At 62.8% G+C, this 16,200-nt stretch carries 13 protein-coding genes; 8 read left to right on the top strand and 5 right to left on the bottom strand.

Translation table 11 applies throughout. The features are described 5' to 3' along the window. Positions 1–511 precede the first annotated feature (511 nt). The 6 genes from R1T45_RS08315 to R1T45_RS08340 all read left to right on the top strand — a co-directional run bounded on the left by R1T45_RS08315 (position 512) and on the right by R1T45_RS08340 (position 7,628). Entirely contained in the window at positions 512–1,480 is a 969-nt protein-coding gene (locus R1T45_RS08315) for an iron-siderophore ABC transporter substrate-binding protein (RefSeq protein ID WP_317390574.1), read from the top strand. Beyond that, positions 1,480–2,481, top strand: coding sequence for an iron ABC transporter permease (locus R1T45_RS08320; protein WP_317390575.1), 1,002 nt, complete (start codon positions 1,480–1,482; stop codon positions 2,479–2,481). Before R1T45_RS08315 ends, R1T45_RS08320 begins: the two co-directional genes overlap by 1 nt. Continuing rightward, positions 2,478–3,509, top strand: coding sequence for a FecCD family ABC transporter permease (locus tag R1T45_RS08325; protein ID WP_317390576.1), 1,032 nt, complete (start codon positions 2,478–2,480; stop codon positions 3,507–3,509). Before R1T45_RS08320 ends, R1T45_RS08325 begins: the two co-directional genes overlap by 4 nt. Next, positions 3,506–4,330, top strand: a complete 825-nt coding sequence (locus R1T45_RS08330; protein ID WP_317390577.1) for an ABC transporter ATP-binding protein — start codon at positions 3,506–3,508, stop codon at positions 4,328–4,330. The genes R1T45_RS08325 and R1T45_RS08330 overlap by 4 nt, the downstream gene beginning before the upstream one ends. Positions 4,331–4,427: 97 nt before the next feature. After that, positions 4,428–6,524: a TonB-dependent siderophore receptor gene (locus tag R1T45_RS08335; RefSeq protein ID WP_317390578.1), complete on the top strand. Its 2,097-nt coding sequence runs from the start codon at positions 4,428–4,430 to the stop codon at positions 6,522–6,524. 60 nt (positions 6,525–6,584) lie between these two features. Continuing rightward, complete coding sequence (locus R1T45_RS08340) at positions 6,585–7,628, top strand: siderophore-interacting protein (RefSeq protein WP_317390579.1); 1,044 nt, start codon at positions 6,585–6,587, stop codon at positions 7,626–7,628. Positions 7,629–7,635: 7 nt separating this feature from the next. On the opposite strand, the gene htpX is transcribed toward R1T45_RS08340, so the two are convergent. From htpX to R1T45_RS08355, 3 genes are all read right to left on the bottom strand, one after another. Continuing rightward, the gene (gene htpX / locus R1T45_RS08345) at positions 7,636–8,559 is read right to left on the bottom strand and encodes a zinc metalloprotease HtpX (RefSeq protein WP_132444224.1); all 924 of its coding nucleotides are present in this window, start codon (positions 8,557–8,559) and stop codon (positions 7,636–7,638) included. Between the two features lie 175 nt (positions 8,560–8,734). Then, positions 8,735–8,983, bottom strand: coding sequence for a DUF6552 family protein (locus tag R1T45_RS08350; protein WP_317390580.1), 249 nt, complete (start codon positions 8,981–8,983; stop codon positions 8,735–8,737). After that, positions 8,973–9,677: an SDR family oxidoreductase gene (locus tag R1T45_RS08355; protein ID WP_120351790.1), complete on the bottom strand. Its 705-nt coding sequence runs from the start codon at positions 9,675–9,677 to the stop codon at positions 8,973–8,975. Before R1T45_RS08355 ends, R1T45_RS08350 begins: the two co-directional genes overlap by 11 nt. A 118-nt stretch (positions 9,678–9,795) precedes the next feature. Between R1T45_RS08355 and R1T45_RS08360 the strand changes: the two genes are divergently transcribed. Next, positions 9,796–10,683 (top strand): LysR substrate-binding domain-containing protein, encoded by an 888-nt coding sequence (locus tag R1T45_RS08360; protein ID WP_317390581.1) that lies wholly within the window; start codon positions 9,796–9,798, stop codon positions 10,681–10,683. 484 nt (positions 10,684–11,167) lie between these two features. Here R1T45_RS08360 and R1T45_RS08365 read toward each other — a convergent pair whose 3' ends face one another. Next, positions 11,168–12,757: an ATP-binding protein gene (locus R1T45_RS08365; protein WP_120351788.1), complete on the bottom strand. Its 1,590-nt coding sequence runs from the start codon at positions 12,755–12,757 to the stop codon at positions 11,168–11,170. Between the two features lie 293 nt (positions 12,758–13,050). Between R1T45_RS08365 and R1T45_RS08370 the strand changes: the two genes are divergently transcribed. Next, positions 13,051–13,905, top strand: coding sequence for a fumarylacetoacetate hydrolase family protein (locus R1T45_RS08370; RefSeq protein ID WP_067622831.1), 855 nt, complete (start codon positions 13,051–13,053; stop codon positions 13,903–13,905). Positions 13,906–13,965: 60 nt separating this feature from the next. Here R1T45_RS08370 and R1T45_RS08375 read toward each other — a convergent pair whose 3' ends face one another. After that, positions 13,966–16,038, bottom strand: coding sequence for an ATP-binding protein (locus tag R1T45_RS08375; RefSeq protein ID WP_260010290.1), 2,073 nt, complete (start codon positions 16,036–16,038; stop codon positions 13,966–13,968). Positions 16,039–16,200 lie beyond the last annotated feature (162 nt).

Below are 16,200 nucleotides of genomic sequence, written 5' to 3' on the forward strand. Positions count from 1 at the left end.
GCGGCAACCTATCCTTAAGACTAGCCCGTTTATACCCCCGCCCAGATGCAGCGATGCAAAGCGCGACCTATAGTTAGACATACCCGCCGATAGACGGGTCTGCACGAAGGCGTCGTTGACCAGAACAATGACCGCGTCCCAAGCTGGCAACCGGTTCATTTCGACCGTTTCGCCTGAGAATATGCTTCACGACGCGGGCCTTCTCGGGAGCTGCTGCCCGTTCCCCTACCCCAGGGAGTGGCTCCTCGATAGACTTGCAGCGATGCGCCCCACCGGTTTTCCTGTCCCTCCCCTCGGGGGAAACCGGGGGCGCATACGGGCGGTCTGGCGGGGCTGTTTCACCTATCTGTGCGTTTATCACGCTTGTCGCAGCGGCATCTGGGCCGACCGCGCGCACCTTCGCTTTGGCACGGCCCAACCCCACGATCCGATGAACTGCCCTGTTGCATCCCCGCCCACTGGGGCATAACAGACAATAGTTTACTAAAAGAATCGGATTAAGGGGGCCGCAGTGCTCAGAACATTGTCATTCATTTGCTTGGCCTTTGGCGCGACTGCCGCCTCGGCACAGGACTTTCCCGTCACCGTTGAACACGCCTTTGGCGAAACCATCATCGAAGAGCGGCCCGAACGGGTGGCGTCTGTCGGCTGGGCCAATCACGAGGTGCCCTTGGCGCTCGGCATCGTGCCCGTCGGCTTTGCCCGCGCCTCATGGGGGGACGACGATGGCGATGGGCTGCTGCCTTGGGTGATCGAAAAGCTTGATGAATTGGACGCAGAGGTGCCCACGCTCTTTGACGAGGGCGATGGCATTGATTTCGAAGCCGTGGCCAGCACCCAGCCCGATGTGATCCTTGCCGCCTATTCCGGTCTGTCGCAGTCGGATTATGAAACGCTCAGCCGCATTGCGCCGGTCATCGCCTATCCCGAAGCCGCATGGACGACGACATGGCGCGAGATGATCCGCCAGAACGCGGCGGGCCTTGGCATGGCCGAAGAAGGTGACGCGATGGTCGCCGAGATCGAAGAGCGTATCGCCACCGCCCGCGAAGAATATCCCGAACTGGCTGGCAAAACCGGGATGTTCGTCACTCACCTCGATCCGCGCGACCTCAGCACCATCGGTTTCTACGCCGCCGCCGACCAGCGGGTGCAGTTCCTGACCGACATCGGCATGGCAACGCCCCAAGCGGTGCGCGAGGCCAGCGAGGCCGGGAAATACTCGGGCCGGGTCAGCGCAGAGCGGATCGATCTGTTCGAAGACGTGGATGTCGTGGTCACCTATGGCGATCAGGCGCGGTTGGACGAACTGGCCAAGAACCCGCTGATCGCGCGTTTCCCCGCCGTCTCCCGTGGCTCGGTTGTGCTTTTGGCGAATGACCCGATGGGCACCGCCGCGAACCCGACGCCGCTGTCGATCGACTATGTGCTCGACGATTATCTTGCACGGCTGAGCGCGGCCGCCACGCGCGGGGAATAATGCAGGTGCAGCGCCCCCAACGGCTGGCTGGTCTCGCGCTTTTGCTGGGCCTGCTGCTGCTGATGACCGGCCTGTCGCTGACCGTGGGCGCGCGTTCGGTGCCTTGGGCCGAGATCTGGGCGGGCATGACCGGCCGGATTGAGACCATCGGCGCTGCGGCGGTCGCGGTGCGGATGCCGCGCACGGCGCTGGCCATTCTCGCGGGGGGCGCGCTTGGCCTTGCGGGGGCGGTGATGCAGGGCATCAGCCGCAACCCACTGGCCGATCCGGGTATTCTGGGCGTGAATGCGGGCGCGGCGCTTTTCGTCGTGGTGGGCATCGCTTGGTTCGACATCAGCGGCGCGCAGAGCTTTCTGTGGCTCGGCATCGCCGGGGCCGGGGTGACGGCGGTTTTCGTCTATCTGATCGGCTCCGCCGGGCAGGGCGGGGCGACCCCGCTGAAGCTGACCCTTGCTGGCACGGCGACCTCTGTGGCGGTGTCGGCCTTTATCATCGCGGTGGTCCTGCCGCGCAATGACATCGCGGGCTCTGTGCAATCTTGGCAGGTGGGCGGCATCGGCGGCGCGAGCTTTGAGACGCTCTTGCCCGCCTTGCCCTTCGCGCTGGTCGGGTTTGCGCTAAGCCTCGCCTCGGCCCGGGTGCTCAATGCTTTGGCCTTGGGCGAAGAGCTTGCCACCGGCCTTGGTCAGAGCGTCGCCTTGGGCCGGGTCATGGCGGCGGCGGGGGCGGTGATCCTCTGCGGCACGGCGACGGCGCTTTGCGGGCCGATTGGCTTTGTCGGGCTGGTGGTGCCGCATCTGTGCCGGATGATCGCAGGCGTTGATTACAAGCTGGTGTTGCCGCTCTCGGCCTTGGCGGGGGCCTCCATGCTGGGGCTGTCGGACGTGCTGGGCCGGGTCATCGCGCGCCCGAATGAGTTGGACGTGGGCATCGTCACGGCCTTTGTTGGCGCGCCCTTCTTTATCTGGACGGTGCGCAATCACAGGATGCGTGGGCTATGAGCGATGTGACCTTCACCGCCCCGCGCAGCACCCGCCCCGTGGCGGCGGGCCGCCTTCAGGTGCTGGGGTTTCTGGCGGCGCTTGTGCTGGGCTTGGTGCTGCTGACGCTCAGCTGCGGACGGGGCTGCGTGCCGCCGGGCGATGTCTGGGCCGCGCTGACCGGTGCGCCGGAGGCGAATGCCGCTTTCGTGGTGACCGAGTTGCGCTTGCCGCGTGCGGTCATGGGGCTGCTCGCTGGGGCCAGCTTTGGCTTGGGCGGGGTGGCGTTTCAGATCATGCTGCGCAATTCGCTGGCCAGCCCCGACATCATCGGCATCAGCGCCAGTGCGGGGGCGGCGGCGGTCTTTGCCATCGTTATTCTGGCCCTCGATGGGTGGTTGGTGTCGCTCGTCGCGGTGGCGGCGGGGCTTGGGGTCGCGGCGCTGATCTGGGCGCTGTCCTCGCGCCGCGGCGCTGCGGGGGCGCGGCTGATCCTGATTGGCATCGGCGTCTCGGCCATGCTCGATAGTGTGACAGCCTATGTCTTGCTCGAAGCGCCCGCATGGGGCCGGGCCGAGGCGATGCGCTGGCTGACCGGCAGCCTCAACGGTATGCAGCTTGTCCAAGCCCTGCCCGTGGCCGGGGCGCTGTTGGTGTTCGGAGGGCTGCTGGCCGTTACCGCCCGCGATTTGGAGGTGCTGCGCCTTGGCGATGACACCGCCGAAGCCCTTGGCGTGCGGGCCGATGCCACGCGGCTGCGGGTGACACTGGCCGCCGTCGGCCTTGTGGCCATCGCGACGGCTGCGACCGGGCCGATTGCCTTTGTCGCCTTCCTCGCGGGGCCCATTGCGGCGCGGCTCTTGCCGGGGTCCCGCGGATTGCTTCTGGCGGCCGGTCTGGTGGGTGCAGTGCTGGTCATCGCGGGTGACTTCGTGGGGCAGTTCCTTTTGCCCGCGCGCTTGCCTGTTGGCGTCGTCACCGGGGCGGTCGGCGCGCCCTTCCTTTTGTATCTTATCGTTCGCGCCAATAGAAATGGGGGCACGCTATGACCCACGACCACCGTCTTGAAACGCGCAATCTGGGCGCGGGCTATGAAAAGCGCGTGATTTTGGAGGATGTCTCTCTCTCCCTGCCTGCGGGCAAGATCACCGCCATCGTGGGCGGCAATGCCTCGGGGAAGTCGACTCTGTTGCGGACGCTGGCGCGGATTTTGCAGCCAAAATCCGGCGCGGTTCTGCTCGATGGACAGTCGGTGCATCAGATGAAATCGCGCAAGCTGGCGCAGGTCATGGGGTTGTTGCCGCAATCGCCCGTCGCGCCCGAGGGGATCGCCGTGGCCGACCTTGTCGGGCGCGGGCGGCATCCGCATCAGGGGCTGTTCTCGCGCTGGTCGGCAGAGGACGACCGCGCCGTGGCCCGCGCGCTCGCCGCGACCGGGACCGAAGAACTGGCCGAGCGCGATCTTGATACCTTGTCGGGTGGTCAGCGCCAGCGGGTGTGGATCGCCATGGCCTTGGCGCAAGAGACCGACCTGTTGTTGCTGGATGAGCCGACAACCTTTTTGGACGTCGCGCATCAAGTAGAAGTGCTGGACCTGCTTGTCGATCTCAACACCGCACAGGGCACGACAATCGTCATGGTGCTGCATGATCTCAACCTCGCCGCGCGCTATGCCGACCACCTGATCGCCGTGGGCGATGGCGGCATCCGCGCCGAGGGGCCGCCCGCTGAGGTCCTGACAGAGGACCTGGTGAAAGCCGTCTTCGGCCTGTCGTGCCGTATTGTCAGCGACCCCGTTTCGCAGACCCCCTGCATGGTGCCGATCGGGCGCCATAAAATCGGGCAATCACGCAAAGAAGTCGCAGCTTAAAATAACTTACTAAATTAGTCAGATTGACTCTGGCGCCCTCCGTATCATAGGGGTAAGGAAATCCCGACTGATTCACTAGGTTATTACGGAGACCGCCATGTCCTCTTTTAAATTCTTTCCCCTGCAACTAGGGCGCGGCTCTCTCAAGACGGCGCTTTTGTGCTGTACGGCGCTGGTGCCCGGCGCAGTTTCCGCGCAAGCGACCTACCAGTTGGACGACGTGATCCTAGAGACCAGCGCGCAAACCTCAGGCGCGGCGGATGCCGAAACCGTGGTCGCCAGCGAACTCAGCAGCGGCGGCAAGCTGTCGGGAGAGATCATTGATATCCCGGCCAGCGTGTCTGTCATCACCAGCCGCGAGATCGAGGCGCGCGGTGCGGATAGTGTGGAGCAGGTGTTGAACTACACCGCCGGCGCCAGTACCGACAGCTATGGCGCGGACGACCGGTTCGACTATTTCATTCTGCGCGGGTTCGAGGCCTATACCTACCGCGATGGGCTGACATTAGGCCCGAACTTTGGGGCCATCCGCGAAGAGCCCTTTGCCTTTGAGCGTGTGGAAGTCATCCGGGGCGCATCGTCTTCGACCTTTGGCCTGTCCGACCCCGGCGGCTCGGTCAACTATGTCACCAAACGCCCGCGCGACGAGCGGTTTGGCAGTGTTTACACCTCGGTGGACTCCTACGGCAGCTTGGAAACCGGTGTGGATTTCGGCGACACGCTGGATGAAGAAGGCACGCTCAGCTACCGTTTCACCGGCCTGCTGCGCAACGGCGAGCTTGAGTACCCCTATTCCGAGAATGACGAGATCTTTGCGATGGGTGGCCTCACATGGCGTCCCTCCGATGCGTCTGAGCTGACCGTGATCGTCGATCACCTTGACCGCGATTCCGTGCCCGGCAGCGGTGGTTTCCCGGCGGGCGGCGATTTTGACCGCAGCGACGTGTTCTACGGTGAGCCTGCCTATAACTACCGCGGCACCGAACGGACCACCGTTTCCGTTCTGGGCGCGCATGACTTTGGCAACGGGCTGAGCTTTGGCGGCACCCTGCGCTACAGCGACAGCGCGGATGACTTCGGCTATGCCTATGTCAGCGACTATACCCCGAATGACAGCATGGTGGACCGCGCGTACTTTGCCAGCGACGGCACGAGCGAGAACATGATCTCCGACCTGCATCTGACCTATGAGGGTTTCCTTGGCAGTGCGGCCAGCACCACCACGGCGGGGGTCGAATACTCGTGGTCCGACGAGACCGATCAGCGCTTTTATGGCGCGGCGCCGTCGGTTGACCGCGACAACCCAAGCTACACAGGCCGTCCCACCAGCGTTCCGATTTTTGCCGATCTCGACACAGAGACGGAAGGCAAGGCGCTTTACCTTCAGCAAGAGCTGAACTGGAACGAACGTTTCATCGCCTCCTTCGGGCTGCGTCACGACTGGATCGACGTGACCGAAACCAACAACCTCGCCGGTACGGTGCAGACCAACGACATCAGCGAGACGACAGGCCGCGTGGGTCTGACCTATAAGATCAAGCCGAACGTTTCGGTCTTTGGGAACTACGCGCAGTCGGTCGTGCCCGCAGGCTTTGGCGTCGAGCCGGAAGAGGGCGAGCAGTTTGAGCTGGGCACGAAATGGCAGCCCATGGGCACCAATGCGCTGCTGACGGCCTCGGTCTATGACCTGTCGAAAAGCAACATCACCCGCACCAACCCGGCGACCAACCAGCCGGAAACCATCGGTGAAATCGGTGTCCGCGGTATCGATCTGGAAGCCAAAGCCGAGATGGGCGCCTATACCCTCACCGCCGCCTACAGCTATCTGGATGCCGAGATCAAAGAGAACGGCACCTCCGGCAACGTCGGCAACCGTCCCGGTCTGGTGCCTGAAAATGTCGCCTCGATCTGGGCCAGCCGCACATGGGAAAACCTTGGTCATGGTGATCTGACGGTCGGGTTGGGCGCGCGGTTCAACAGCGGCTATTACTACAGCGACAGCAACGCCACAGGTGAGACGGGCAGCTTTGTCGTGGTGGATGCGGCCGTAAGCTATGACCTGTCCGAGCAGACCACCCTGTCGGCCAATGTCACCAACCTGTTTGACGAAAAGCACACCTCCTACGGCGGTTTCTACGCTGACTTCTACAGCCCCGGCCGTGAAGTCACCGTGAAGCTGGCCCATAGCTGGTGAGCCTAAAGCGCGGCACCACCCTCGTGTGCCGCGCTTTTCTTTGACCGGGAGGAGCCCCAGATGACCATCGCCAAAGCCAAGACCACCATCCCGATGGACGCGCCGCAGGAGATGCTCTCGCAGATCCTGTCGCATCTTGTTGATGACCACGGCATGGCGTTTCGCGCCAAGGGGGCGACCGGTCATGTGTTTGAGCAAGACGGCTACCGGGTGGAGTTCGATCTCTGTGCGCGGGGGCTGGAAGTCAGCCTTCAAGCACCCGGCGAAAACGCCATGCAATTCTCGAAAGAGGGCATGGTGCATCACGTGGCGGAGTTTGATCCCGCGCTGGCCGATCGCATCCGCTGGCAGGGCATCACGCAAGAGGCCGGTGCCACGCCGCAGAACTTTCGCCTGCTGACCGTGCTGAACAGCGAAATCCTGTTCGAGGGGATGCAGCGCGTTACCCTGCATTACCCGGATATTGCCGAACTCGCCGCGCAGGGGCTGCATCTGCGGTTGATCCTGCCGCGCGATCCCAGCCGCGCGCCGGTGTGGCCCGTGATGGGCGCCAACGGTGCGCCGGTCTGGCCAAAGGGCGCGGATGAGTTGCACGCGCGCTATGTCACGCTCAAGAATATCCGCGCCGCGCGCGAAGAGGTCGATATCGACGTGGTGCGCCATGGATCGGGCTTGATTTCGCAATGGGCGCAGAACGCCCATGCCGGGCAACGGATCGGGGCAATGGGGCCGGTGGGCATCAGCGCCTTGCCCGAAGCATCCTCCTATTTTCTGGCCGCAGATGGCACGGGGCTGCCCGCTGTGGCGCAGCTTTTGGCGCGCCTGCCAGAGGATGCGGTGGGCGATGTGGTGGCGGCCCTGCCGCGTGGCGTGTCCTATCGCGACTACCTGCCCAAGACCAAGCTGCGCGTCCATGCGCTGCCGCCCGCCGCGTTCGAGGCCGAGGTGCTAGGCCATGCGCAGGCGCTGACGGATGACGGTTTGGGCTATGCCTTTTTCGCCGGAGAGTTCCGGAACGCCCAGCAGTTGCGGGGGCATTTCAAAACCACCCTCGGCATGGGTAAGACACGCCAGATTTGCACAGCTTACTGGCGGCGGGGTTGAGCGCGGCTTAGCGCCACGGCCCAGCGTCACCACGTCTGCCGGCCTTGGGGATACGGCTGCTGGTGGTGGGGCGGGCGCTCTCGGTCCGCACCGGGGCCGCCGTGGGCGTCATCGCGCGCAGGGCTGCGATGCGGTTTTCCGTCGCCGGGTGTGTGGCAAAGAGGCTGTCATGTTTATGCGCGTGCAGCGGGTTGATGATGAACATATGCGCCGTGGCCGGGTTCCGCTCGGCGGCGTGATTGTCGATCCGCGCGGCGCCCATCGCGATTTTCTCAAGCGCTGAGGCCAGCCAGAGCGGGTGGCCGCAGATCTCGGCCCCGGCCTTGTCTGCGGCATATTCCCGCGTTCGGCTGATCGCCATCTGCACCAGCGCTGCGGCCAAGGGGGCAAGAAACATCATCATCAGCGTGCCGATCATCCCCATCCGTTCACGCGCGCCGCCAAAAAATAGGGCGAAGTTCGCCAGCATCGAAATTGCACCCGCGAAGGTGGCCGTCACGGTCATGATCGCGGTATCATGGTTGCGGATATGGGCCAGTTCATGCGCGATGACGCCCGCCAGTTCCTCGCGGCTGAGGCTTTGCATCAGCCCTTTCGTCACTGCCACGGCAGCATTGGCCGGGTTGCGCCCGGTGGCAAAGGCGTTGGGTTGCGGTGTGTCGATCAGATAGACCTTCGGTTCGGGCAGGCCCGCGTTCCGCGCAAGCTCGGCCGTGAGGGCGTAAAGCCCGGTGCGGTCATTGGGGGAAACCGGCTGCGCGTTGTGCATCTTGAGCACCATGCGGTCGGAGTTCCACCACGTAAAGGCGTTCATCCCCGCCGCCACCACAAGTGCGATCAGCGCACCGCCCGATCCGCCGATCAGGTAGCCGACCCCCATGAAAAGCGCGGTCATCGCCGCCATCAGCATCGCTGTCTTTACATAGCCCATCTTGGTCTCTCGCGGTTGTCCTTTGATAGGAAATATGGGGCAGCTTCCGCGCTGTGCAAGGCAAGTGGCGGCGGGAGAGTTTGGCCCACGGTCCCGCCGCCGGATGCGATGTGCCGTTAGGCCGGGGCCGTTCCTGCGAGGCGAGTGGATCATCCCGCAGAGAACAAGGGGCCCGCTACTGGCTCGCCATCCCCGCCAGCATCGCGGCCATGGCAACGAGATGGACCAGCGTTATCGCCCGATCATTCCAAAGCACCCCGACGATCAGCCAGCCCAGAACTCCCACCACAAAGAGGTAGAGGTTCCAAGGCGTCCAGCCAAAGCCAGTGGCGGCATAGCCAAGGATCTGGATCACCGAAGCCACCCATTTGACCCAGAACGCCGGCTGCGCAGGGGCCGCGCGCGCGATCGCCTCAGACGCCACGGGTCAGCCCGCCGTCGATGCGCCAGTTCTGCCCGGTGACATAGGCGCCGCCTTCGGAGGCGAGCCAGCCGATCAGCGAAGAGACTTCAGCCTCGGTTCCATAGCGCCCCATGGGGATGCGCGCGCGGCGGTCTTCGGTCTCGGGCAGGCTGTCGATAAAGCCGGGGAGGACGTTGTTCATGCGGATGTTTTGGCCCGCGTATTGATCTGCATAGAGCTTGGTGAAACCCGCGAGCCCGGCCCGGAAGACGCCTGAGGTGGGGAAAAGCGGGTCCGGCTCAAAGGTGGCAAATGTCGAGATATTGATGATTGCGCCGCCGCCCTGCGCCGCCATGATCCGTGTCACCAGACGGGTGGGGCGGATCACGTTCATCAGATAGACATCCAACCCGCCGTGCCAGTCTTCGTCAGTCATCTCTAGGATGTCGCCTTTCGGCCCATGTCCGGCGGAGTTCACCAGCACATCAACGCGGCCCCAGCGGTCCATCGCGCCATCAACCAACTGGGCCAGCGCCTCTTGCGATTGGTTCGAGCCGGTGATGCCAAAGCCGCCCAATTCGGCGCCAAGCGCCTCTCCCTTGCCGGAGGATGAGAGCACGCCGACCTTAAAGCCATCAGCGGCCAGTTTGCGGGCCGCCCCCGCGCCCATGCCGCTGCCGCCTGCGGTGATCAGGGCTACTTTTTCTGTTGTCATCGGATATACTCCATATGCTGTGCAGCGATTGCGCTGCGGTGTTATGGTCTTTCAATTAAGCATGGCACGCTGTGCTGGCCAGCCAGATGCATTGTCGTATGACTGTAGGAATTCTATCGTGCCCACAGACTTTGCACTGCCGCCCCTGAACGGACTTCGCGCTTTTGCCGCGGCGGGGCGTCATATGAACTTCCGCGCCGCTGCGGATGAATTGGGCGTCACCCAAGGGGCGGTCGCCCAGCAGGTGCGCGGGCTGGAGGATCATCTGGGGCTGCGCCTGTTTCTACGCGAACCGCGCGGCCTTGCCTTTACCGACGAAGGGCGGGCCTATCATGCCTCTGTATCGCGGGCTTTTGAGCAGTTGAGCGAGGCGACGGATGCCCTGCGCAGCGCGCCCGCGCGGGTGACGGTCAGCGTGACACCGACTTTTGCGTCGAAATGGCTGATCCCCCGCTTGTCAGACTTCACCGAAGCCCATCCCGGCATCGACCTGCGCATCACGGCGACGGAGCGGGTGGCGAGCTTTCATGCGGATGGGATCGACCTTGCCGTGCGTCAGGCGCGTCCGCCTTTCGGTGCCAGTCTGCGGGCTGATCTGTTGTTCGCGCAGGAGGTTGTGGCGGTTTGTTCGCCCAGTTTGACGGCTGACGGCACGCCACTGGATGCGGTGGGTCTGGCGCGACTGACCCTGCTCCACGACACGCATGATCTTTGGCCGCGTTTTGCGCAAGAGGCGTTTGATAGCGCTGTAAAACCAGCGCGGCGGCTTCGGTTTAACCAAACAACGCTTAGTCTGGATGCCGCTCTCGCCGGGCAGGGGGTGGCGCTGGCGAGCCGCTTTTTGGTCCAGCGCGATCTTGAGGCGGGGCGGTTGGTGTGCCCGGTGCCTCATGTGATGGAGGTCGGGCAGGATTTCTATCTGCTTTCTCCGCGCCAAGGGGTTTCAAGTGCTGCGATCATCGTGCGCGATTGGCTTTGCACGGTGGCAAAACGCGAGGCGGGTTAGTCCGGCGCGCGGGCCTTCAGGTGCAGGAAGCTGTCCTCCCTTGCCAAAACATAGTGCTTTCGCTCTCCTCCGCGTCCAATGTGCGCTCGGATTGCTCGACCGCGCGGGTGAGGGGGCGATGTCATCTTCGGTCAGCTGATTGCGCCAACCCCACACCGAAGACGGCCTTCCCTCGTTGCACTTTCTGCTCAGCGGTCTGTCGAAACCTTTTGGTTTCACGTTTAACACTTTGCCGATCCGGTCATTGGGTAGAGGCGGAAAATATCATCGCCCATTGGGATGAGGATGTGGCGCTGGCCTTGCCAGCCCGACCGATCCGGACCCGCGCGGGGCGGTCTTATGATGGATTTGCCCGATCATATCGAGGCTGCCGATGTGGTGGCGCAACTGGCGGCGGTGGTCAGCACCCCCGCGGGGACCGACCGCACGGGGTACGCGCTCCGGGCTCTCTTGGTCTAGCGTTTGGGGATCCTGCGATTTGCCGTCAGGAGGCGGCCACCGCATCGGGCCGCCCTTTGAGAGTGGGGAAATCCACGAAAAAGGTCGTGCCCTCACCCTCGGCTGTTTCAAAACGGATTTCGCCGAGGTGCTGATCCACGATGGCTTTGACGATGCTCATGCCCAGCCCATGCCCTTCTTCGACGCGGTAGCTGGACCCGCGGGAAAACCGGTCGAACAGGACCGGTTGCAGTTCCAACGGCAAGCCGCTGCCGTGGTCCTTGACCCAAAACCCGGTGCCATCCTCCGACAGGCCAAGCTGGACCGTGCCCCCTTCGTCAGAGGCTTTGATCGCGTTGGACAACAGGTTTGACAACAGCCGCATGAGCCGCCCCTCGTGCAGCCGCAAAAGCGGGGCGGGGGCCTCGGATGGGGTCATTTCCAAACCGACACCGCGCTCTTTGGCGTAGGCGACCAAGGTCTCTGAGGCTTGGGCCAACAATGGCGCCAAGGGGCGCTCAGAAAAGCCGGATTGATCCGGTCTGCGCAGGGTTTCCACATCCAGAATATCCCCCACCATCTGATCGATTGCCCGCGCGTTTCGCAGCGCAAGTTCCAGCAGCTTGCGCTTTTGCGGCGGCAGGTCGCCGGGGCTGACCTCAAGCAAGCGCAGCGCCCCGGTAAGCGCGGTCAGCGGTGTTTTCATCTCGTGGCTCACCGTGGCGATAAGCTGGTCCTTGGCGCGCTCAAATTCGCGCTGTTCGCTGACATCGCGCACCACCCCAAGATAGCCCAGATGTTCGCCGCGATCGGTCTCGACCTTGGCAGTGGCGACTTGGCCTTCGAAGGTCGAGCCATCGGCGCGGCGGCAGGCAACGGAAAACGCGCCCTGCGTGCTGGCCGTGCTGGCATTTGACAGCTCTTCGCCTATGCGCTCATAGCTGCCAAGGGTCTCATAGAGAACGGCCGTCTGCCGCCCCAAAAGCGCGTCGGGGGCATAGCCGAACAGGGTTTCGACCGCCGGGTTCACCAGCGCCACGCGGCGGTTGGGGTCGGCCATGATAATGGCCTCGGGCACGGCATCCACCATTGCCTTGAGCAGCCCGCGCTGTTCGCGCAGCGCACGGCGTTCGGATTGCAGGGACAGCTCGCTGCTCAGCCACCGGGCGAGGAATTGGACGAATTGGCTCTGCGCCTTGCTGAACGGGGCCGGGCGCGGGGCGGTGCCGGAAAAGTTCAACGTCCCAAACAGCGTGTCCCCGGTTTTCAGCGGCGCCCCGATATAGCTTTCCAGACCGAAATTCTTATAACACGGATGGGTCGAAATCTCTTGCTGACCGGCGTGGTGGAAAGAGGTCACATCGGCATTGGCAAGCGTGTGCAGGCAATAGGTGCCATTGATGTCAAAGGTGCTGCCGGGGGCAGGCGCCCAGTCAGGGCCGTGGACATAGACACATTCGTAAACCGGATGATCCACGCGAGAGACGATGCCGAGTTCAAGACCAAGCGCCTCTGTGCCCAGTTGCAAGAGCTTGGCGATTTTGTCTTCGACGGAAAGATCAGGCTCGACAGCAAGCATATAGAGTTGCCGCAGCGGATCATCGAAATCCGCCAAAGCGTTGTAAAAGTCGTTCATTATTGCCTCTGTCGTGGTCTTTGCACCTGACTTGGCGAGAAGGCAGATGTTTGACCCAAGGTATCCCCCTTACGCTCTGCTGCCAATGCCGCAGCGGGTGAATTGGGGCAAGAATGGGGCTTTTCACCCCGGTAATGCAGATAATTGTGGATTATCGGACGGGAGAGGGCGGCTAAGCGCGGCAAGTCCTGCCTCAGGAGGGCAGAAACCGGTGACCTTTGCAAAGCGGTGGTCATCGCCGTTTCTATGGCTATGGTACCGCCAACGAGGGTCGCCAAAGGGGAGAGTTGACCATGCGATTGATGCGATACGGGGCGCGGGACGGGGCAAAAACGCCGGTGGTGCTGGATGCTGCAGGGCAGGCGCGGGATGTCAGCAGCCTTGTGCCAGACTTCACGCCCGAAACCATTCCGACATTGCGCAAGATGTTGGATGGCGTCGATCTGGAAAGTCTGCCGCTGGTCGAGACCCAAGGCCAGCGTATCGCTGCACCGGTCAGCCAGCCGCGCAACATCTGGGGCGTGGGGTTGAACTATTCCGACCATGCGGCGGAATCGGGCATGGACGTGCCGACCGAGCCGATCCTGTTCACCAAGGCCAGCCGCACCTATTGCGGGCCGAATGATCCGCTCCTTTACTCCAAAGAGATGAGCAAACTTGACTGGGAGGTCGAGTTGGGCGTGGTGATCGGCCATACCGCGTTGAACGTCAGCCGTGATCAAGCGCTGGACCATGTGCTGGGCTATTGCGTCGTCAATGACGTGTCGGAACGCGCTTGGCAGGCCGAACGGGGCGGGCAATGGGTCAAGGGGAAGAGCTTTCCCAACTTTTGCCCCACAGGGCCGGTTTTGGTGACGGGCGATGAGGTGGGCGATCCCGGCAAACTGTCGCTCTGGGCCGAGATCAACGGAGAACGGCTGCAAAACGGCACGACCGAGAAGATGGTTTTTGATGTGGCGACGATCGTTTCCTACATGTCCGAATTCATCCAGCTAGAGCCCGGCGATCTGATCTGCACGGGCACCCCACCGGGCGTGGGCATGGGGTTCAAACCGCCACGCTACCTTAGCCCCGGCGACCGGGTTCGGCTAAGCGTCCAAGGGTTGGGCGAGCAAGAGCAGGTGGTGGAGCGGCTGCCCGTGCGTTGAAGGGGCCAGCCGCCACGGGTGCCACCGGCGAGGGCGATGGCGGGTGACAGGATCGGGTGTCTAGGCGACCTCGGCCGCGCGCGCTTCGGCGGCGGCGACAGCGATGGCGGGACGCAGGGGCAGGGTCAGCAAAAAGCTGCTGCCCTTGCCCATGATGCTGGTGGCGACAAGGCTGCCGCCATGGGCCGTGGCGATATCGCGTGAAATCGCAAGGCCCAGCCCGGTGCCGCCAAAGCGGCGGGTGGCGGTGGAATCGACCTGATGGAAGGGCTCGAAGACGCGCTCCAACTCGTTTTCCGGGATGCCGATGCCCGAATCCGTCACGCGGAATTCAACCACTTCCCCGCGGATGCGGCAGGTTAGCGAAATGGTGCCTTGGTCCGAGAATTTCGTCGCGTTGCTTAGCAGGTTGATCAACACCTGCTGGATGCGTTTGCCATCCGCCAGCATCACGCCGGTTGCCGATTTCACGTTTAGCTCCAGCCCCTTGTCTTCGATCATCGGGCGTAGCTGATCGGCGGTAGGGGTGACGATATCGTCGATCTGCACTGGTTCCATCGCGATCGAAAGGCTGCCTGCGTCGATCTTGGCAAAATCGAGCACCTCGTTGATCAGGGTCAGCAGGTGATTGCCCGAACGCTCCACCGTTTGCATGATATCGCCCAGTTTGCCCATCGTGGCGGACAGTTTGGGCGCCAGCGTTTCACGGGTCTTGGGGTCTTCCTCAATAGCGGTACGAAGATCGCGCGCTGCCGGGGTGCGGTCGAAATGCCGCGCAAGGCGGACATGGCCCAAGATGACCGTCAGCGGCGTGCGCAACTCATGGCTCAGCACGCCCATGAAGTCGGTCTTGGCCTTGTTCGCGTCTTCGGCGGTCAGCAGCGCCTTTTTCAGATCGGTTACGTCAATGCGCAAACCCACGACGCTGCCGTCCTCCATCCGCCGGTCCGAGGTGCGGATGATGCGGCCATCGGGCATGCGCTGTTCGGTTTCAAAAGCGCCGTTCTCACGTTTTTCCAGCCAGACGCGAATCCACTCTTCTTCCTTGCCGATGGCATCGGGCACGATCCCACGGCGGATGCTGTCACGGACAATCTTTTCATAGGATGATCCGGGCTTCACCACCTCGCTATAGTTGTGGATTTCGCGGTATTTTTCATTGCAAAGCACCAAGATGCCCTTGGCGTCATACATGACAAAACCATGGTCCAAAGCCTCAACGCCCGTGCGCAGACGTTCTTCGGCGAGTTTGCGGTTCTCGGCCAAGCCGATGATATACCAGGCAAAAATGGTGACCCCTAGGGCGCCTTGCAGACGCAATATCCAGTTCAGCCAGAAGTCGGGACGATGCTCTGGCCAGCCGCCTTTGACGGTGGCGGCCAATTGCCAAGCGCCGAAAGCAAAGTTGAAGTCGAGCTCAATGGGGTCGATCAAAGTCATCTCGGGGTCGCCGATGATCGTCTGTTCGATCTCTCCCTCGGGGGTCAGCTCGCGGATGGCCAGATCGTATTTTTCGGTCAGTTCGGGGATGCGCAGCTGCGTGACGAGCGCGTCGTAATCCACAACCATGGAGAGGATGCCCCAAGGTTCGTTCGGGGCGGCGGCGGTGCTGGTTGAATCAAAGATCGGATGCCGCAGGATCAGCCCGCGCCCGCCTTGCACCAGATCAACCGGGCCGGTCACCAACCCTTCGCCGGTCCGGAGGGCCTCTTCGACCTTGGGCAGTTGCGCCGCGTTTTGGCGGTAGTCCAGCCCCAGCACGCCGCGATTGGCCTCATAGGGGTGGACGATCGTCACGACGAGATCGGGGGCCACGGCAAGGTTAATCACATCCGGGTTCTCGGCCATAAACTCGGCCGCGCGGGCGCTGAATTCGGACTGGGTGATTGTGGGGTTCTCACTGATGACCGTGGCCAACTCACGCAGCTTCAGGATCTGGTCAAAGATATCCGCGCGGATTTGTTCGCGGACTTCAATCAGCTCTAAGGTGGTATCAAGCTCCAGATTCTGCATGTAGGTCTGATAAGACAGGGTCTCGATCCGGTGGCCAAAGCCCAGGACAACGCCGCACAACACGACCAGAACGATAATCCGTTTCGCACGCTGAGACAGCGCATTTCTCATTTTTTCCATGCCGGCTTTGCCCAAATCGGTCTCTGTCCTCCGCCCTCCGCGCTCCGGCCTTCTTAGTGCCGAATACGCCCTTGGGGTATTAGACTGCAGGGGGCTTTGTTGACGCAAGGAAAATACCCGGATGCAGACAAATGCTGGGCAACAGCGTCAAATTTGCAAGTG

This window comes from Sulfitobacter sp. LC.270.F.C4 (genome assembly GCF_032922545.1).
GTDB lineage: Bacteria > Pseudomonadota > Alphaproteobacteria > Rhodobacterales > Rhodobacteraceae > Sulfitobacter > Sulfitobacter profundi.

What these genes read in the sequence shown, in the direction of transcription:
- R1T45_RS08365 (WP_120351788.1), bottom strand. Translation starts at nt 12,757, where the DNA reads ATGAACGACTTTTACAACGCTTTGGCGGATTTCGATGATCCGCTGCGG.
- R1T45_RS08330 (WP_317390577.1), top strand. Translation starts at nt 3,506, where the DNA reads ATGACCCACGACCACCGTCTTGAAACGCGCAATCTGGGCGCGGGCTAT.
- R1T45_RS08320 (WP_317390575.1), top strand. Translation starts at nt 1,480, where the DNA reads ATGCAGGTGCAGCGCCCCCAACGGCTGGCTGGTCTCGCGCTTTTGCTG.
- htpX (WP_132444224.1), bottom strand. Translation starts at nt 8,559, where the DNA reads ATGGGCTATGTAAAGACAGCGATGCTGATGGCGGCGATGACCGCGCTT.
- R1T45_RS08340 (WP_317390579.1), top strand. Translation starts at nt 6,585, where the DNA reads ATGACCATCGCCAAAGCCAAGACCACCATCCCGATGGACGCGCCGCAG.
- R1T45_RS08335 (WP_317390578.1), top strand. Translation starts at nt 4,428, where the DNA reads ATGTCCTCTTTTAAATTCTTTCCCCTGCAACTAGGGCGCGGCTCTCTC.
- R1T45_RS08355 (WP_120351790.1), bottom strand. Translation starts at nt 9,677, where the DNA reads ATGACAACAGAAAAAGTAGCCCTGATCACCGCAGGCGGCAGCGGCATG.
- R1T45_RS08370 (WP_067622831.1), top strand. Translation starts at nt 13,051, where the DNA reads ATGCGATTGATGCGATACGGGGCGCGGGACGGGGCAAAAACGCCGGTG.
- R1T45_RS08325 (WP_317390576.1), top strand. Translation starts at nt 2,478, where the DNA reads ATGAGCGATGTGACCTTCACCGCCCCGCGCAGCACCCGCCCCGTGGCG.
- R1T45_RS08375 (WP_260010290.1), bottom strand. Translation starts at nt 16,038, where the DNA reads ATGGAAAAAATGAGAAATGCGCTGTCTCAGCGTGCGAAACGGATTATC.